Source organism: Jannaschia sp. 2305UL9-9, assembly GCF_041403465.1.
Lineage (GTDB): Bacteria > Pseudomonadota > Alphaproteobacteria > Rhodobacterales > Rhodobacteraceae > Jannaschia.
Window position 1 is genome coordinate 232,935 of the sequence record NZ_JBGEHM010000001.1, and the last position, 16,690, is coordinate 249,624.

Here is a 16,690-nt window from a genome sequence, read left to right on the forward strand (position 1 = left end):
AGTCGGGTCAATCCCGACATTTTTACTATGGCAATTTTTCGGCCGCTTTCACCGCGGTCCACATCGCATCCATTTCGGCCAGATCGGACTGTGCGGGGGTGCGCCCGTCCGCGGCCAGCCGGTCCTCGATTGCGGCGAACCGGCGGCTGACCTTGGCGTTCGTGCGCCGCACCGCGGCTTCGGGGTCGACGCCGAGATGGCGGGCAAGGTTTGCCATGACGAACATCAGATCCCCAAATTCATCCTCCATCGCATCGGGATCGGCCTTGTCGCGCGCCTCGACCAGTTCGGCCGCCTCTTCTGTGATCTTGGCCAGAACGTCACGGGTGTCCCCCCAGTCGAACCCCACGCGGGCCAGCCGATTCTGAAGTTTCACGGCCCGCGTCATGCCCGGCAGTCCCAGCGCCACGCCATCGAGGGTGCGCCTTGCGCCTTCGCCGGCGCGCTCGGCCGCCTTGACCGCTTCCCAATCGGCGACCTGCTGGGCGGCGGACTTGTCCCGGCTCTGATCGCCCCAGATATGCGGATGACGGTCGACCATCTTCTGCGCCACCCGGTCCGCAATCGAATGAAAATCGAAGCGACCCTGCTCGGCCCCCATGCGTGCGTGATAGACCGTCTGAAGCAAAAGATCGCCCAATTCGCCCTCCAGATCGGACCACGCCCTGTCGCCCCCGCCCGCAAGCTGCGTGATCGCGTCGGCGACCTCGTAGGCCTCCTCGATCGTGTAGGGCGCGATGGAGGCGAAATCCTGCGCTATGTCCCAGGGGCAGCCATCGTCGGGGTCGCGCAGCCGATCCATGATTGCCAGCAGACGCGGCAGGCCGCCGCCCGGTGTCGTGCAAAGATCGTCGTTGTCTGCCATCCCGCCCCGTCCTGTCGCTTCGGTCATTGCACGCCCCTTCGGTTTCGCGTCATCTGCCCCTGACCTGCAGGAAAGGACAACCCGTGCCCGTGATCAATTCTATCGCCGCGTTGGAACCCGACATGCGCGCTTGGCGCCAATGGCTGCACCGCCACCCGGAGCTTCAATTCGATCTGCCCCGGACGGCCGCCTTCGTGGCGGACAAGCTTCGGGAGTTCGGTGTCGACGAGGTGCACGAGGGCATCGCCACGTCGGGCATCGTCGCGATCATCGAAGGGCAGGGGCCGGGGCCGACCATCGGTCTGCGCGCCGATATGGATGCCCTGCCGATTCACGAGGCATCGGGTGTGCCCCACGCCTCCGAGACGGAGGGCAAGATGCATGCCTGCGGGCACGATGGCCACACCACGATGCTGCTGGGCGCGGCCAAGTACCTTGCGGAAACGCGCAATTTTGCCGGTCGCGTCGCCCTGATCTTTCAGCCGGCCGAAGAAGGCGGCGGCGGTGGCGAGGTCATGGTCGAGGCGGGCGTGATGGACCGTTTCGATATCGGCCAGGTCTATGGCATCCACAACGCGCCGGGCTTCGCCGAGGGCCATTTCTTCACCACGCCCGGTCCGATCATGGCGGCGGTCGATACGTTCGAGATCACGATCACCGGCAAAGGCGGGCATGGCGCCATGCCGCATGATACCCGCGATCCGATCGTCGCCGCCCTTGGCATCGGCACGGCCATCCAGACGATCGTCAGCCGCAACAACTTTGCCTCCGACGATCTGGTCGTGTCGATCACCCAGATTCATACCGGATCGGCGGACAACATCATCCCCGAGACGGCCTTCGTCGGCGGCACGGTGCGCACCTTCGATACCCACGTCCAAGATATGGTCGAACGGCGGCTGGCCGAGATCGTCGCCGGGCAGGCAGCCAGCTATGGCGTCACGGCCACCTGCCGCTATGCGCGCGGCTATCCCGCGACGGTGAACGACCCGGACAAGGCGGCACTGGCCAGCAAGGTCGCGGCGGATGTCGTCGGGGCCGAGGCCGTGACCGGCGACACCGGGCGGCAGATGGGGGCCGAAGACTTCAGCTACATGCTGAACGCGCGGCCGGGCGCATACCTGTTCCTCGGGTCGGGGCCGGGGCCGGTGCTGCACCATCCGCAATATGACTTCAACGATGCGATTGCCCCCATCGGGGCCAGCTTTTTCGCGCGCATGGTCGAAACGGCCCAGCCCCTGACCTAGTCGGGGGCCACGAGCGATCTGGTCAGATGATCGCGCAGCGCCTCCGGCGTCCAGCCGGCGGCGCGATAGCTGGCGATGGATCGGGCATCGTCGCGCTTGGCAAGGCGCTTGCCCTGTCCGTCGCGCATCAGGGCGTGGTGGTGATAGGTTGGCGTCGGCAGGCCGAGCAGGCGTTGCAGCAGGACGTGAATGCGCGTGGCATCGAACAGATCGACGCCGCGCACCACATGCGTGACGCCCTGCGCCGCGTCGTCCAGCACGACGGACAGGTGATAGGATGTCCCGAAATCGCGCCGCGCGAGGACGATATCGCCGATGGTGGTGGCATAATCGGCCCATGGTGTGACGACCGGCCCCGTGCCGGGCAGGCCCGTTTCCTGAAAGGTCGGCGGCGCATTCCCGTCCAGCAGGCGCAGAACGTTGCGTACCGACAGGCGCAGATGGTGCCCGTCCCGTGATCCGCGGGCTGCCCAAGAAACCGGGTGACAGGTGCCCGGATAGATCGGGCCGTCGGGGCCATGGACCGGCTCCACCCCTTCCTGCGGCGCGCCGAGGGCTTCGACGATGTCGCGCCGGCTGCACACGCAGGGATAGAGCAGATCGCGATCCCACAGATCGCCGAGCGCGGCGTCATAGGCCGCCATGCGATCCGACTGCCGCATCGGCGGCGCATCCCACGTCAGGCCCAACCATGCCAGATCATGCAGGATCGCCTCTTCCCATTCGCGCTTGGAGCGTTGCCGGTCGATATCCTCGATCCGCAACAGGAAACGTCCACCGGCCGCGCGCGCCATGTCATGGGCACAGATGGCGGACAGGGCATGCCCGAGGTGCAGCGGCCCGGTCGGGGACGGGGCGAAGCGGGTGATCATCCGACCAGCGCTCAGAGCCGTGACAGGACGTAGACGGTGGATCCCATCGCGCCCTCGGTCCTTGGCAGATGCGGGCCGTATTCCGCCCAGAGCAACCGTGCCAGACCATCGGCCTGAACCTGCGCCACCGCGTCGAGATAATCCGAGGTGACGAGGGTCGCGTCGTTGTAGCTGAAGACGAGCAGCGCGCCGCGTGTCAGCTGTGTCAGAACCGCGTCCAGCATGTCGGCAGGTGCTGCGCCAAGGCTGATCACGCCGGTTGCGATGACGGCGCCATAGCCCGCGACCTGGGGGGGCGCCTCCGGATCACCGATGACGAGGTTCCGGTACAGGCCCTTGGTGCGGGCCTGTTCCAGCATTTCGGGCGAGATGTCGGTGCCGTCGACCGTCGCGAAACCTTCGGCCTGCAGGGCTGCACCCGAAAGCCCGGTTCCGCAGCCGAAGTCGAGAACCGGCGTCGTCGTATCCGGCAGATGCGCCCGGAGCGCCGACGCAACGCGGGCGGGCGTGACATAGCCCGCCGCGTTCACGTCCTCTTCGTAGGTGTCGGCCCAGTCCGCGTAGATGCGCCGTGTCTCTTCCACCGAGCGGGGGGCCCAGAGGCCGGGTTTCATCGGCCGGCCCGTCATTCCGCGGCGGCGCGCAGGCCCAGCCAGTCGGTCCATGCGGCCTTGGCCCGGTCGGTATACATCTTGTAGCGCACCTGCCGTCCGCGCCGCCCGCCCTTGGCGTCGACGGGGGGAAACAGGCCGAAGTTGACGTTCATCGGCTGAAACGATTTCGCGTCGGCCCCGCCGGTGATGTGCGTCACCAGCGCGCCCATGGCGGTCATCTCGGGCACGGGGGGCAATGCCTGCCCCTGGATTTCGGCGGCGGCCATGCGCCCGGCAAGCAGGCCCATCGAAGCGGATTCGACATAGCCCTCGACTCCGGTGATCTGACCCGCGAAGCGCACGTTGGGCTGGCTGCGCAAGCGCATCTGCTCATCCAGCAGGGTCGGCGAGTTGATGAAGGTATTGCGGTGGATGCCGCCCAGACGCGCAAAGGACGCGGACTGCAGGCCGGGGATCATTCCGAACACGTCCTTCTGGGCGCCGTATTTCATCTTCGTCTGGAAACCGACGATATTGTACAGCGTGCCCAGCTTGTTGTCGCGGCGCAGTTGCACCACGGCATAGGGCTTGTTGGTCGGATCGTGCGGGTTGGTCAGGCCGACGGGCTTCATTGGACCGAAGCGCAGCGTTTCGCGCCCGCGTTCGGCCATCACCTCGATCGGCAGGCAACCGTCGAAGTAGCCCGCCGTCTCGCCTTCCTTGAACTCCGTCTTGTCGGCGGCCAGCATGGCATCGATGAACCCCTCGTACTGATCGCGGGTCATCGGACAGTTGATGTAGGCAGTGCGCTCGTCCTCCGTGTCGCCCTTGTCATAGCGCGACTGGCGCCATGCGATATCCATGTCGATGGTATCGGCGTGAACGATCGGCGCGATCGCGTCGAAGAACGCAAGGCTGTCCTGTCCGGCCTCCGCGGCGATCGCCTCGGCCAGCTTGCTGCCTGTCAGGGGGCCAGTTGCGACGATCCAGTGTCCGTCACGGGGCAGGTCGGTGACCTCCTCATCCACGACGGTCACGAGGGGATGCGACCGCAGGCGTTCGGTCACCGCCTCGGCAAAAGGGTCGCGGTCCACGGCAAGGGCCCCGCCCGCGGGCAGGCGGTGGGCATCCGCCATCTCCATGATCAGACTACCGGCGGTCCGCATTTCCCAATGCAGCAGGCCAACGGCGTTCTGTTCGTCGTCGTCCGACCTGAACGAATTGGAACAGACCATTTCCGCGAGCGAGCCGGTGCGGTGCGCAAAGGTGCCGACCGTGGGCCGCATTTCATGAATGACGACGGGAACGCCGGCGGTCGCCGCCTGCCACGCTGCCTCGGACCCGGCCATGCCGCCGCCGATGATATGAAGAGATGTGCTCATACCCCGGTCATAGCCGCGACGGCCCCCCGCGAAAAGGGCCACCTGCGTCGCAGACCGCGCGTCAGCCGGTCGCCGCCACGCGGCACAACCAGTCCACGACGGCACGCAGGGTTTCGTCCGACTGCCGCGTTTCGTGATACGTGATCCACAGTTCGCTGGGCAGTTCGTTGTCGGGCAGGTCCGCAACCACCAGGTTGTCCTCGGGGCGGACCATGAAGTCAGGCAGGGCCCCGGGCAGCCCCGTGGTGGTGACCATGTGGTGCACCAGCGTCATCTCCTCGACGCGGTAGCGTGGCGTCTCCGCCGCATCGGTATAGATCTGGCGCAGGATGTCGTGATCCGGATACCGCAGGGACATTCCGATCCACTGACCATCCAGCTTGTGGTCCGCGCCGTGATAGACGCGCAGGGCATAATTCCGGAACTTCCGGGCCTTGAGGCGCCCGCCCTCGGGCCGTCCGATGCGTACCTGGATATCCGCATCCCCGAGGCCCTGCGCAAACACCTTTTCCGTCAGCGTCATGTTCACCTGCGGCATCGTTTCCGACAGCTCGTGCATGCGAGGCAGGGTATAGGCCTGATGGACCGCAGGCGGCGCAGCCACGTTCAGATGAATGCTGCCCGCATCGCTCCCGGCCTGCAGGCGGCCGACCTCCCAGCGTAGTGTCTGATCGAACCCCTCCGCCATTTCGGCGAGGCGTTTGGCGGCAGGGGTCGCGACGAAAGTCTGCCCGCGTTTTTCAAACAGCGGCGTGTCCAGATCGCCGCTGAGACGTTCGATCCGCCGCGACACGGTCGCGACATTGGTGTCGAGATAGCGCGCGGCGGCGGACATCGTCCCATGCCTGCTCATGGCAAGCACGAATTTCAGGTCGTCCCAATTGTCGAGAGTCATTACGTCCGCCCACACATCGTGCCGTCGCACTACTGCCGCCAAACTAGGCGGCAGTCTAGAAATGCGCAATGGCGTCTTTGCAGAATGCAAGGGGTGTGTCTGTCGGGGCTCAGGCCGTTTCCGTCCCCCCGTCGTCCGTCGCGACGTCTTCCTCGGCCTCGGCAACCCGTGCGACCGAAACGACCTTTTCCCCGGAACGCGTATCGAACACCCGAACGCCACCTGCGCTGCGCGATCGGAAACTGATGCCATCGACAGGACAGCGGATCGACTGTCCGGTGGAAGTGGCGAGCATGATCTGATCGTCCATTTCGACCGGGAAGGCGGCGACGATGGCACCGCCACGGGCGGCCTTGTCCTGCGCGCTGACACCCATGCCGCCGCGACCGCGCACGGGGTAGTCGTGCGACGACGACAGTTTGCCGGCCCCGGCTTCGGTGATGGTCAGGATCAGGTCCTCGGCCGCGGACATCTCGGAATAGCGCTCGGTCGAGAAGTCGGGATCGGCGGGTGCATCCTCCTCCTCGCCCTCGGCCTCATCGGCCAGACCGGCCATCGCGCGGCGCATCTTGAGGTAGGCTGTCCGTTCCTCGGACGTCGCATCGAAGTGGCGGATCACGGCCATCGACACGACGGCGTCATCCTCGCCCAGCTTGATGCCGCGCACGCCGGTCGATGCACGGGAGTTGAAGATGCGCACGTCCGTCGCCGGGAAGCGGATCGCACGGCCCGACCGGGTGACCAGCATCACGTCAACGTCGTTGGAGGCGATGCGAGCATTGATCAGCGACCAGCCTTCGGATTCGCCTTCGAACTTCATGGCGATCTTGCCGTTGCGCATCACGTTGGCGAAATCGGACAGCTTGTTGCGGCGCACCGTGCCCTGATTGGTGCAGAACACGACCTGCAACTCGTCCCAGTGATCCTCGTCGCGGTCGATGGGCATGATCGCGGCGATGCCCGTGCCCGTCTGGATCGGCAGCAGGTTGACCAATGCCTTGCCCTTGGCCGTCCGCCCACCCTGTGGCAGGCGCCATGTCTTGAGCTTGTAGACCATGCCATCGGTCGTGAAGAACAGCAGCGGCGTATGCGTGTTCGCCACGAAAAGAGTGGTGATCACGTCCTCTTCCTTGGTGGTCATCCCCGCCGTGCCCTTGCCGCCCCGCTTCTGCGCGCGGAACTCGGCCAGCGGCGTGCGTTTGGCATAGCCGGAGGCGGTGATGGTCACGACCATCTCCTCACGCTCGATCAGGTCCTCATCGTCCATGTCGCCGGACCAGTCGGTGATCTCCGTGCGGCGATCGACGGCGAACAGGCTGCGCACTTCGCGCAGCTCGTCCGAGATGATCGTCAGGATGCGCGCGCGGGAGCCGAGAATTTCAAGGTATTCTTTGATCTTCTTGGCCAGCTCTTCCAGCTCGTCCGTGACCTCCTTGACGCCGATCTGCGTCAGGCGTTGCAGGCGCAGATCAAGGATGGCGCGGGCCTGCGTTTCCGACAGGTTGTAGGTGCCGTCCTCGTTCGCCTTGTGGGTCGGATCGTCGATCAGCGCGATGTATTGCAGGATGTCCTGCGCGGGCCAGCGACGTTCCATCAGCTTCTGACGCGCCTCGGCGGCATCGGCAGAGGCGCGAATGGTGCGCACCACCTCATCAACATTCGACACGGCGACGGCCAGACCACACAGGATGTGCGACCGCTCGCGCGCCTTGTTCAACTCGAACGCGGTGCGGCGGGCGATGACCTCTTCGCGGAACGACAGGAAGGCGGTCAGGAACCGGCGCAGGGTCAGCTGTTCCGGGCGCCCCCCGTTCAGGGCCAGCATGTTGCAGGCAAAGCTGGTCTGCATGGGCGTGAAACGGAACAACTGGTTCAGGACGACCTCGGCGGTGGCGTCGCGCTTCAACTCGATGACGACACGCACGCCGATCCGGTCGGATTCATCCTGCACGTGGGCGATGCCCTCGATCCGCTTTTCCTTGGCGGCCTCGGCGATCTTTTCGATCATCGTAGCCTTGTTGACCTGGTAGGGCACCTCGTCGATGACGATGGCGTAGCGGTCCTTGCGGATCTCCTCCACCCGCGTCTTGGCGCGCATGATGACGGACCCGCGCCCTTCGAGGTACGCTTTGCGGATGCCGGATCGACCAAGGATGATGCCGCCGGTCGGAAAGTCGGGGCCGGGGACGTATTCGATCAGTTCCTCGGACGACAGGTCCGGGTTGTCGATCAGCGCAAGGCAGGCGTCGATGACTTCGCCCAAGTTGTGCGGCGGAATGTTGGTGGCCATGCCGACGGCAATGCCGCCCGCGCCATTGACCAGCATGTTCGGGAACCGTGCGGGCAGGACCGCAGGCTCCAGATCCTTGCCGTCATAGTTGGGCACCATGTCGACGGTGTCTTTTTCGATATCGGCCAGCAGGAAGGCGGCGGGCTTGTCCATCCGCACCTCGGTATAGCGCATGGCCGCCGCGTTGTCGCCGTCCATCGATCCGAAGTTGCCCTGACCATCGAGCAGGGGCAGCGACATGGAGAAATCCTGCGCCATCCGCACCAGCGCCTCGTAGATCGCGCTGTCGCCGTGCGGGTGGTATTTGCCCATCACGTCGCCCACGGGGCGCGCGGACTTGCGATAGGACTTCTCATGCGTGTTGCCGGTTTCATGCATCGCGTAAAGAATGCGCCGATGCACAGGTTTCAGGCCATCCCGCAGGTCCGGGATCGCACGGCTGATGATGACCGACATGGCATAGTCGAGGAAGGAGGTCCGCATCTCGTCGATGATGCTGACCTGAGGTCCGTCATGCGCCATGACGACACGGCCCGGGCCTTCTTCTTCGTTTTCAGGGGTTTGCGGATCGTCGTTCATCGGAATCTCCGGCCCGTGGTTCGGGTCTATATCTCGTTGAGAGACGTTGTAGCACCCACTTCATATGGGCTCAACGCCCAGCAGGCGCTTGCATTGGCAGCCAACCGCCACATCTGCCAACAGATTGTTTTCATTGACTGTTAAGCCGGTCGTGGCAGGCTGGGAGTCCGGGGCGCAAAGACCCCGCCATGAAAGGAGCAGCCATGACAGATTCCCCGCAGTCCGAGACGGAACTGCTGCTGAAGGGATATGGCCTGACCACGGCCGAGATGTTCTATCACATGCCCGACCACCCGCATGTCATCAACACTTTCGTCTGGCAGGACTACGACCTCGCGCCGGACCATCCGCGCCTGTTTCGTTTCATCGAATACTGGGGGCAGGAGATCGAAGGGCCGCTGCACTCCGTCCGCTTTGTTCACCGCAAGATGATCGCCCCCGGCGAATGGCGCAACGTGCAGGGTGAATTCACGATCCACTAGACTGCCTTGATCGCAGCGTCAGGTCGCGCGCCGCGCGGCGATGGCCCAGATGATCGCCAGCCCAAGGGACAGGACGGCGTTCCAGCCGGCCATTGTCAGGCCCAACTGCCAGACGATGTCGTCACACATGACCACGGTGTCGACGATGTCGGTACTCAGCAGGTCCGTGCCAGAGAAGCCGCCAAGGTCGCTGCCGCCGCCCGTGCAACTGCTGGGGCCGTCCCACCACTTCTGTTCGACCCCTGCATGGTAGACACCGATACCCGACGTGATCAGCGCGGAGACCCCGGCAACGCCGGCCATGATACGCGGGGCAATGCCCGCCAGCGCAAGCACGCCGAACAGGATCGCCGCGGCATGTGGCCAGCGCTGCCACAGGCACATCGCACAGGGGGCATATCCGAACGCCTGGAACAGGAAGGCACCGCCGAGGGTGGCAACATGGCCAAGGGTGGCGAGGACGGTCAGCTGCAGGCGGGTCACAGGTATCTGATCCCGAAAAGGCCACCGATCAGCAGCACGCAGAACACGGTGAACACGAGGCCCAGCCGACGTTCGATGAAATCCCGTATCGGCGCGCCATAGGCCCACAGCAGGCCACCGACGAGGAAGAAGCGCAGGCCGCGGGCAATGATCGACGAGACGATGAAGACTGGCAGGGACAGGCCGGTCGTTCCCGACAGGATCGTGATGACCTTGAAGGGAAAGGGCGTCACGCCGGCGATCAGAACGGCCCAGGCACCGTAATCGTTGTAGCGTTCGGTGAAGGCGGAGAAGCTGTCGGCCTTGCCGAGCGCGGTCAGGATCGGCTCGCCCAACGTCTCGAAGGCCAGCGCGCCGATGGCATACCCGGCAAGGCCGCCAAGAACGCTGGCCACGGTGCACACGCCCGCGATCAGCCATGCACGATGGGGGGCGGCAAGGATCATGGGGATCAGCATGACGTCGGGAGGGATGGGAAAGACGGAACTTTCCACGAAACTTACCAGCGCGAGCGCCCAGAGTGCACGCGGGTGGCTCGCCATGGCGAGCGTCCAATCATAAAGACCTCGGATCATGGATGTCCGGTCACATGGAACCCGGGCGGGGTCAAGCCGGTTCGGTTCATAGCACGGGCAGGAGACGCAGATGCGATGGCAGGGTCGGCGCGGTAGCGCGAATATCGAGGACCGGCGTGGGTCCCGGCGTGGTGGCGGGGGCATGGCCGGGGGCGTCGGCGGTGTCGGCCTGATCGCGATCCTGTTGATTGGCTGGTTCTTCGGGATCGACGTGTCCCCGTTCCTGTCCGACGGTCAGCAGAGCGCCCCCAGCGAACAGAGCCGGTCGATTTCGGCGGCCGAGCAGCGCGAGGCGCAATTCGTTTCCGTCGTCCTTGCCGATACCGAGGAGGTCTGGGCCGAGATCTTCCGCCGTCAGGTCGGTGAGCCGTATCGCCCCGCAACACTGGTCCTTTTTTCCGAGGTGACGTCCTCGCCCTGTGGTGGCGCATCCGGGGCGACGGGTCCCTTCTACTGTCCCGCCGACCGCAAGGCCTATCTCGACACGGCGTTCTTCACCACGCTGGAGGATCGGCTTGGCGCAGACGGAGATTTCGCCGCCGCCTATGTAGTTGCCCACGAGATCGCGCATCATGTCCAGAACGAGCTGGGCATCCTGGGGCAGGCAAATCGCATCCGCGCCCAATCCAACGAGATCGAGAGCAATGCGATTTCCGTCAGGATCGAGCTGCAGGCGGATTGTTTTTCCGGAATCTGGGCCCGCTATGCCGAGGAACGTTTCGGCAGTGTCGAGCCCGGCGACCTGCAGGAGGCCGTGAACGCCGCACGCCAGATCGGGGATGACACGCTGCAACGCAGGGCAGGGCGCGTCCCGCAGCCGCATACCTTTTCGCATGGCACGTCCGAGCAACGCGCAAGGTGGTTTCAAACCGGCTACGAGCAGGCGGACATCCGCGCCTGCGATACCTTCTCGGCGCGCCAACTATAGTGCACACGAGCCGTTGACGGCGCCAATCGACGAATGTAGTGCCCTGCTCAGCGTTGCCCGTGTGGCGGAATTGGTAGACGCAGCGGATTCAAAATCCGCCGCCGCGAGGCTTGCCGGTTCGAGTCCGGCCACGGGTACCAACAACGCTGACAAAGCCGCCATGTGGCGCGTTTTCCAGTCTTAACGATTCGCCCCCACCGGCCGCCATTGTCGCCATCGTCGCGACAGCAGGTGCTTGTCATGGTTGCGTTCGGGGAAACACTGGATCCTTACCGTATCCTCATCGTGCCACATTTCGGTCTCCGAACCGGCAACAATGACGCGAAACCCGCCGCGGCCTTCGTAAGTGGTAAATTGGTGAATTGCGTCTTTTGCAGTGCATTCGTCGATTGCGCGCCGACCTTCCGCCCAGCAGGCCCCTGTTTTACTGTTTCCACATGCACGACAAGGAACATCTGGGGGCGCCTAAAAAACAGGCGTGTCTCCGGGTGGGCTGCCGCGGTCTCGTCACGATTAACTTAGTTGAGTAGTAACAGACTTTTACTGGTGTCCCATTTCCGCTAAAACTTCGTGCAAGCCCAACTGGGGGGCGATGTCTGCTGGCCACGGGGGCGGCCGCACAAGTGAGTGTCCTTTGGGGGGCGCTGCCGACGACGTGCGGGGTGTGGGGCTGTTTCGGCTGCACGCATCAGGTTCAAGAGAACCGTCACGTATGCTTGGCCTGCGTCCTCCAAATTGCCCTTGTTTGTGCGTCCGCCCGCCGCATCCGCGTCATCGTCTTCCGGTAGGTGTCTTGCAGGACCGAACGGAGGTGCCGTCATGGCAGCCACGACGCAAACGCCCACGATATCGATCGCACTGACCCCGGTCAGCGCAAATCGCGGGCTCGTGTCCCGTTCATTCACACTATCTGCCGGTTTGCCGCGCGGCGCGCGCGCCACGGCGCGGCATGGGAGCCTTTAACGATGACCAAGACTTTGATCGACTTCAACGACCTGGATGCCGGCACGATCGTAGACGGGCAGTACACCTCGCAGGGTGTGACCATCTCCAGCCTCAATTCCTCGAACCCGGCGATGATCTTCGACGCCACGCAGGATCCGAATGGTCCGGTCAGCGGTGGGGACGACGACCTGCTGAACGCGGATGCCGGGGGTATCCTGATCGCCTCGGAAGACGGCGACAGCAGCGACCCGGATGACAACGCAAGCGGCGCCTGCTTCCGTTTCGACTTCGAATCCACGTCGACCGTCAACTCGATCACCATGGTCGACATCGAGCGTGGCGCCACGATCAAGGTCTATGACGCGGACGGCAACCTGCTTGAGCGTTTCTGCCCGATCACCCGCGACGGTGAGTTCAAGGACTTCGACATCAATGTCGAGGGCGCATCCTACATGACGGTCGTCATCAACGGCTCGGGCGGGGTCGACAACCTTGCCTTCACGCCCGAAACGGCCCCTGACGGCGTGGTGAACGGCACCGCCGCGGGCGAGCTGATCGATATCGACTATGTCGACAGCGCGGGCGACCAAATCGACAACGACGACGCGCTCGGCGTCGAAGGCACCACGGGTGACGAAGACCTCGTGCTGGCCGGTGGTGGCGACGATACCGTGTACGCTGGCGTTGCCGACGACATCGTGCGCGGCGAAGACGGCAACGACGAATTGTATGGCGAAACCGGTAACGACACGATCGAGGGCGGTGCCGGCAACGACACCGTGATCGGCGGACCCGGCAATGACGTGCTGGACGGTGGCGACGGCAATGATGTCATCGGGGGCGGGTCGGGGAACGACACCGCGACCGGTGGTGAGGGCAACGATCGCCTTGTGATGGGGGCCGGCGACGACGCCGCGAACGGCGACGGTGGCAACGACACCCTGCTGGGCGAGGCGGGCGACGATACGCTGCTTGGCGGCGGCGGCGACGATTCCGTCGAAGGCAACGCGGGCGACGACCTGATCTACGGCGACAACAATGGCGGCGGCGGTGACCCGATCTATGGTCCGCGCGAAAGCTTCAACTGGTCCGAGGTGTCGGGCTTCGGCAACGGTGTCGCGGCCTCGGGCGCCAGCCAGAACACCGGCTCCGTCGACGTGACGTTCACCACGACGGGAACGTCCGGCCGGGCGACGAATACCTTCGATACCGCTGAAAGCGACGTGGACGGCATCGACTCCGGCTCCGAAACGATCAACGCGAACTCGAACTTCAACTCCGACCTGCGCGACAACGGCGACAACAGCAGCTTCGAGTTCGGCTTTTCGACCGCCGTCAAGGACGTGTCCTTCAACATCACCGACATCGACGGCAACAGCCTCGTGACCGTGCGCGCCTTCGACGAGAACGGCGACGCGACGGACGTCGTTCTGGACGGTGGCTCCAAGGTCACCGTCACGGGCAACGTCGTCGACAGCAACGGCGGCTATGCCCCCGACTCGGAAGACGACTATTCGGCCACCGTGTCGATCGCAGGCCCGGTCAGCCGGATCGAGATCCTGCACGAGCAGGATGCCAACGGCGCCAGCGGCATCAACATTACGGACGTGTTCTTCGACCCGATCATCGGCTTCACGGACGCCGAGGGCGGCGATGATATCCTGCTGGGTGGTGAAGGCGTCGACACGATCTTCGGAGAAGGCGGCGACGACACCATCGACGGTGGCGAGGGCGCGGACGACCTGTCGGGTGGCGATGACCAGGACGTGTTCGTCAACATCTCGGTCGGTGACGTGATCGATGGCAACGAAGGCGGCAACGATTTCGACACCCTCGACCTGACCGGCATTGCGGCCGAGGTCGACTACGATGAGACCAACGCCGAAAACGGCACGATCTTCTTCCTGAACGCGGACGGGGATCGCACCGGTGAAACGGCGCAGTTCTTCAACATCGAGAATGTCATCGGCGCGGCCAACAAGGACCCGATCGTCAAGGATGACACGGTCACGGTGGACGAGGACGATACCGTCACGATTACCCCCCTGGCCAACGACAGCGACCCGGACGGCGGCACGCTGACCATCACCGGCTTTACGCAGCCGGACAATGGCACGCTGACCGACAATGGCGACGGCACGTTCGAGTATACGCCGAATGCCGATTACAACGGGTCCGACAGCTTCACCTACACCGTGTCCGACGGGCAGGGAGGTGAAACGACCGGCACCGTGAACATCGGCGTCACGCCGGTCAACGACGACCCGGTCGCAAACGACGACAACGGCTCTGCCGTCGAGGACGGCGGCGCGGTCGTGGTCAACCTGATCGGCAACGACACCGACGTGGACGGCGACACCCTGACCATCGACAGTTTCGGGCAGCCGGCAAACGGAACGGTCGTCGACAATGGCGACGGCACCGTCAGCTACACGCCGGACCCGGACTTCAACGGAGAGGACAGCTTCACCTATACCGTCACGGATGGAAATGGCGGCACGGATACGGCCACGGTGACCATCACGGTCGATGCCACCGCCGACCCCGATGGCATCGTCGACGGTGAGGACTCGGGCGAAGAAATGCTGGTCGGTTATGACGACAGCAACGATCCGACCGACGGCGGCGGCGACCAGATCACCGACGATGCCGATGTCATCGAAGGCAACGGTGGGGACGACACCATCGAAGCAGGCGGCGGCAGCGACACCGTGTCCGGCGGCGAAGGTGACGACGTCATCGACGGTCAGGATGGTGACGACAGCATCACCGGCGACGATGGCGACGACGATCTGACCGGCGGCGACGGGTCCGACACCATTCAGGGTGGTGAAGGCAACGACACGATCGTTTCCGGCGACATCGGGCGGCCCGATATCGGCTATCCCGGCCTGTTCCCCGCGGACGATGACACGGAAAACGATCGCGACAGCGTCGATGGCGGTGACGGCGACGACAGCATCCGTACCGGTGATGACCGCGATACCATCACGGGCGGTGACGGCAACGACACGATCGATGCCGGCCTCGACGACGACGACGTTCAAGGCAACGACGGTGACGATTTCATCATTGGCGGCGAAGGGAATGACACGATCCTTGCCGGTGGTGGCAATGACACGGTCTATGCCGGTCTGGACCCCCGCTTCCCCGACGCGTTGAACATCATCGACGAGCCGGGTGCCAACAACGGCGATCTGGTCGAGAACAACGGCCTCGATTTCGTCGATGGTGGCGACGGTGACGACCTGATCTTTGGTCAGGACGACGACGACACGCTGGTTGGCGGCGCTGGCAACGATACGCTGGACGGCGGCATCGACGAGGACCAGCTGTTCGGCGGCACCGGCGACGACAGCCTGATCGGCGGTCAGGCCAACGACACCCTGCAGGGTGAAGATGGGGATGACACGCTTGACGGTGGTGACGGCGATGACAGCCTTTCGGGCGGTCTGGGCGACGACAGCCTGTCGGGCGGTGACGGCAACGACCTGCTGGAAGGCAACGGCGGCGACGATACGCTGGACGGTGGCGCAGGTGACGACAGCTTGTCGGGCGCGGCCAACGACGATGTCCTTCTGGGGGGTGACGGCAATGACACCCTCACCGGCGACGGTGGCAACGACCTGATCGACGGCGGTGCGGGCGATGACCTGATCCGCGCCGGCAAGGGCGATGACACGGTGTTCGGCGGGGCTGGCAACGACTCGATCTCGGGCGGTCAGGACGGCGGCGCCGACAGCCTGTCTGGCGGAGATGACCGCGACGTCTTCACGCGCGTCACCTCGGGCGACCACGTCGATGGCGGCGGCGGCGGGGATGACTTCGATACCCTGGATCTGACCGGATCCGGCGTCGATTTCATCACCTATACCTCTGCCGATCGGGAGGATGGCATCGTCACCTTCCTTGATGGTGGCACCGCCAAGTTCGAGGAGATCGAGAACGTCATACCCTGCTTCACCCCCGGCACGCTGATCGCGACGCCGAACGGTGAAGTTCCTGTGGAAAGCCTGACCGCCGGCGACCGGGTCATCACCCGTGACAATGGCATTCAGGTTCTGCGCTGGACCGGGGCACGCAAGATGGCCGCCGCCGAAATGGTGGTCAACGAAGCCTACCGCCCGGTGATGATCCGCAAGGGTGCGCTGGGCCACGGCCTGCCGGAACGGGACATGATGGTATCGCCGCAGCACCGCGTCCTGATCTCGAACGACGAGACGATGCTCTACTTCGATGAGCGGGAAGTGCTCGTCGCAGCCAAACACCTGGTCGGCCGTCCGGGGATCGAGCGGATGGATGCCTGCGAGACGACCTATGTGCACGTCATGTTCGACAACCACGAGGTCATCCTGTCCGACGGTGCCTGGACCGAAAGCTTCCAGCCCGGTGATCAGACGCTGAACGGTCTTGCCGATGCCCAGCGCGAGGAGATCCTGGCGATCTTCCCCGAACTGGCCAATCAGGAAGGGCGCGCGGCCTATACCGCGGCCCGTCGGATGCTCAAGCGTCGCGAGGCCGAGCTTCTGGTCAGGTAACAGGCAGGTCTCGGGC

At 64.5% G+C, this 16,690-nt stretch carries 12 protein-coding genes and 1 tRNA gene; 5 read left to right on the forward strand and 8 right to left on the reverse strand.

Annotation, left to right across the window (positions count from 1 at the left end; translation table 11 throughout):
• Positions 1 to 25: 25 nt before the first annotated feature.
• Positions 26 to 892: a nucleoside triphosphate pyrophosphohydrolase gene (gene mazG / locus V6N07_RS01150; RefSeq protein ID WP_371153403.1), complete on the reverse strand. Its 867-nt coding sequence runs from the start codon at positions 890 to 892 to the stop codon at positions 26 to 28.
• A 56-nt stretch (positions 893 to 948) separates the two neighbouring features.
• Between mazG and V6N07_RS01155 the strand changes: the two genes are divergently transcribed.
• A complete protein-coding gene (locus V6N07_RS01155; RefSeq protein ID WP_371153405.1) occupies positions 949 to 2,112 on the forward strand; it encodes a M20 aminoacylase family protein in 1,164 nt (387 codons plus the stop codon).
• Here the strand turns inward: V6N07_RS01155 and gluQRS are convergent.
• The 5 genes from gluQRS to gyrA all read right to left on the reverse strand — a co-directional run bounded on the left by gluQRS (position 2,109) and on the right by gyrA (position 8,723).
• Positions 2,109 to 2,984: a tRNA glutamyl-Q(34) synthetase GluQRS gene (gene gluQRS, locus V6N07_RS01160; RefSeq protein WP_371153407.1), complete on the reverse strand. Its 876-nt coding sequence runs from the start codon at positions 2,982 to 2,984 to the stop codon at positions 2,109 to 2,111. The two genes, V6N07_RS01155 and gluQRS, sit on opposite strands and share 4 nt — an antisense overlap.
• Positions 2,985 to 2,995: 11 nt before the next feature.
• Complete coding sequence (locus tag V6N07_RS01165) at positions 2,996 to 3,613, reverse strand: class I SAM-dependent methyltransferase (RefSeq protein ID WP_371153409.1); 618 nt, start codon at positions 3,611 to 3,613, stop codon at positions 2,996 to 2,998.
• Positions 3,610 to 4,959 (reverse strand): methylenetetrahydrofolate--tRNA-(uracil(54)-C(5))-methyltransferase (FADH(2)-oxidizing) TrmFO, encoded by a 1,350-nt coding sequence (trmFO, locus tag V6N07_RS01170; RefSeq protein WP_371153411.1) that lies wholly within the window; start codon positions 4,957 to 4,959, stop codon positions 3,610 to 3,612. The genes V6N07_RS01165 and trmFO overlap by 4 nt, the downstream gene beginning before the upstream one ends.
• 61 nt (positions 4,960 to 5,020) lie before the next feature.
• Positions 5,021 to 5,854 (reverse strand): LysR family transcriptional regulator, encoded by an 834-nt coding sequence (locus tag V6N07_RS01175; RefSeq protein WP_371153413.1) that lies wholly within the window; start codon positions 5,852 to 5,854, stop codon positions 5,021 to 5,023.
• 109 nt (positions 5,855 to 5,963) lie between these two features.
• Complete coding sequence (gyrA, locus tag V6N07_RS01180) at positions 5,964 to 8,723, reverse strand: DNA gyrase subunit A (RefSeq protein ID WP_371153415.1); 2,760 nt, start codon at positions 8,721 to 8,723, stop codon at positions 5,964 to 5,966.
• 203 nt (positions 8,724 to 8,926) lie between these two features.
• Here gyrA and V6N07_RS01185 point away from each other — a divergent pair, with 203 nt between their 5' ends.
• A complete protein-coding gene (locus tag V6N07_RS01185; protein ID WP_371153417.1) occupies positions 8,927 to 9,205 on the forward strand; it encodes an usg protein in 279 nt (92 codons plus the stop codon).
• A gap of 18 nt (positions 9,206 to 9,223) precedes the next feature.
• On the opposite strand, the gene V6N07_RS01190 is transcribed toward V6N07_RS01185, so the two are convergent.
• Positions 9,224 to 9,688 carry a disulfide bond formation protein B gene (locus V6N07_RS01190; protein WP_371153418.1) on the reverse strand — a complete coding sequence of 155 codons (465 nt, stop codon included), beginning with the start codon at positions 9,686 to 9,688 and terminating at the stop codon, positions 9,224 to 9,226.
• Positions 9,685 to 10,263, reverse strand: a complete 579-nt coding sequence (locus tag V6N07_RS01195; RefSeq protein WP_371153419.1) for a YqaA family protein — start codon at positions 10,261 to 10,263, stop codon at positions 9,685 to 9,687. The genes V6N07_RS01190 and V6N07_RS01195 overlap by 4 nt, the downstream gene beginning before the upstream one ends.
• Positions 10,264 to 10,333: 70 nt before the next feature.
• On the opposite strand from V6N07_RS01195, the gene V6N07_RS01200 reads away from it, so the two are divergent.
• From V6N07_RS01200 to V6N07_RS01210, 3 genes are all read left to right on the forward strand, one after another.
• Positions 10,334 to 11,191: a neutral zinc metallopeptidase gene (locus V6N07_RS01200; RefSeq protein ID WP_371153420.1), complete on the forward strand. Its 858-nt coding sequence runs from the start codon at positions 10,334 to 10,336 to the stop codon at positions 11,189 to 11,191.
• Positions 11,192 to 11,246: 55 nt separating this feature from the next.
• Positions 11,247 to 11,331, forward strand: a tRNA-Leu gene (locus tag V6N07_RS01205).
• Between the two features lie 825 nt (positions 11,332 to 12,156).
• On the forward strand, positions 12,157 to 16,674 hold the full coding sequence (locus V6N07_RS01210; protein ID WP_371153421.1) for a Hint domain-containing protein: 4,518 nt from the start codon (positions 12,157 to 12,159) through the stop codon (positions 16,672 to 16,674).
• Positions 16,675 to 16,690: the final 16 nt, after the last annotated feature.

Excerpts from the sequence above, each read along its gene's own strand:
- trmFO (WP_371153411.1), bottom strand. The coding sequence starts at position 4,959 with ATGAGCACATCTCTTCATATCATCGGCGGCGGCATGGCCGGGTCCGAG.
- V6N07_RS01185 (WP_371153417.1), top strand. The coding sequence starts at position 8,927 with ATGACAGATTCCCCGCAGTCCGAGACGGAACTGCTGCTGAAGGGATAT.
- gyrA (WP_371153415.1), bottom strand. The coding sequence starts at position 8,723 with ATGAACGACGATCCGCAAACCCCTGAAAACGAAGAAGAAGGCCCGGGC.
- V6N07_RS01195 (WP_371153419.1), bottom strand. The coding sequence starts at position 10,263 with ATGATCCGAGGTCTTTATGATTGGACGCTCGCCATGGCGAGCCACCCG.
- V6N07_RS01210 (WP_371153421.1), top strand. The coding sequence starts at position 12,157 with ATGACCAAGACTTTGATCGACTTCAACGACCTGGATGCCGGCACGATC.
- gluQRS (WP_371153407.1), bottom strand. The coding sequence starts at position 2,984 with ATGATCACCCGCTTCGCCCCGTCCCCGACCGGGCCGCTGCACCTCGGG.
- V6N07_RS01175 (WP_371153413.1), bottom strand. The coding sequence starts at position 5,854 with ATGACTCTCGACAATTGGGACGACCTGAAATTCGTGCTTGCCATGAGC.
- V6N07_RS01165 (WP_371153409.1), bottom strand. The coding sequence starts at position 3,613 with ATGACGGGCCGGCCGATGAAACCCGGCCTCTGGGCCCCCCGCTCGGTG.
- mazG (WP_371153403.1), bottom strand. The coding sequence starts at position 892 with ATGACCGAAGCGACAGGACGGGGCGGGATGGCAGACAACGACGATCTT.
- V6N07_RS01200 (WP_371153420.1), top strand. The coding sequence starts at position 10,334 with ATGCGATGGCAGGGTCGGCGCGGTAGCGCGAATATCGAGGACCGGCGT.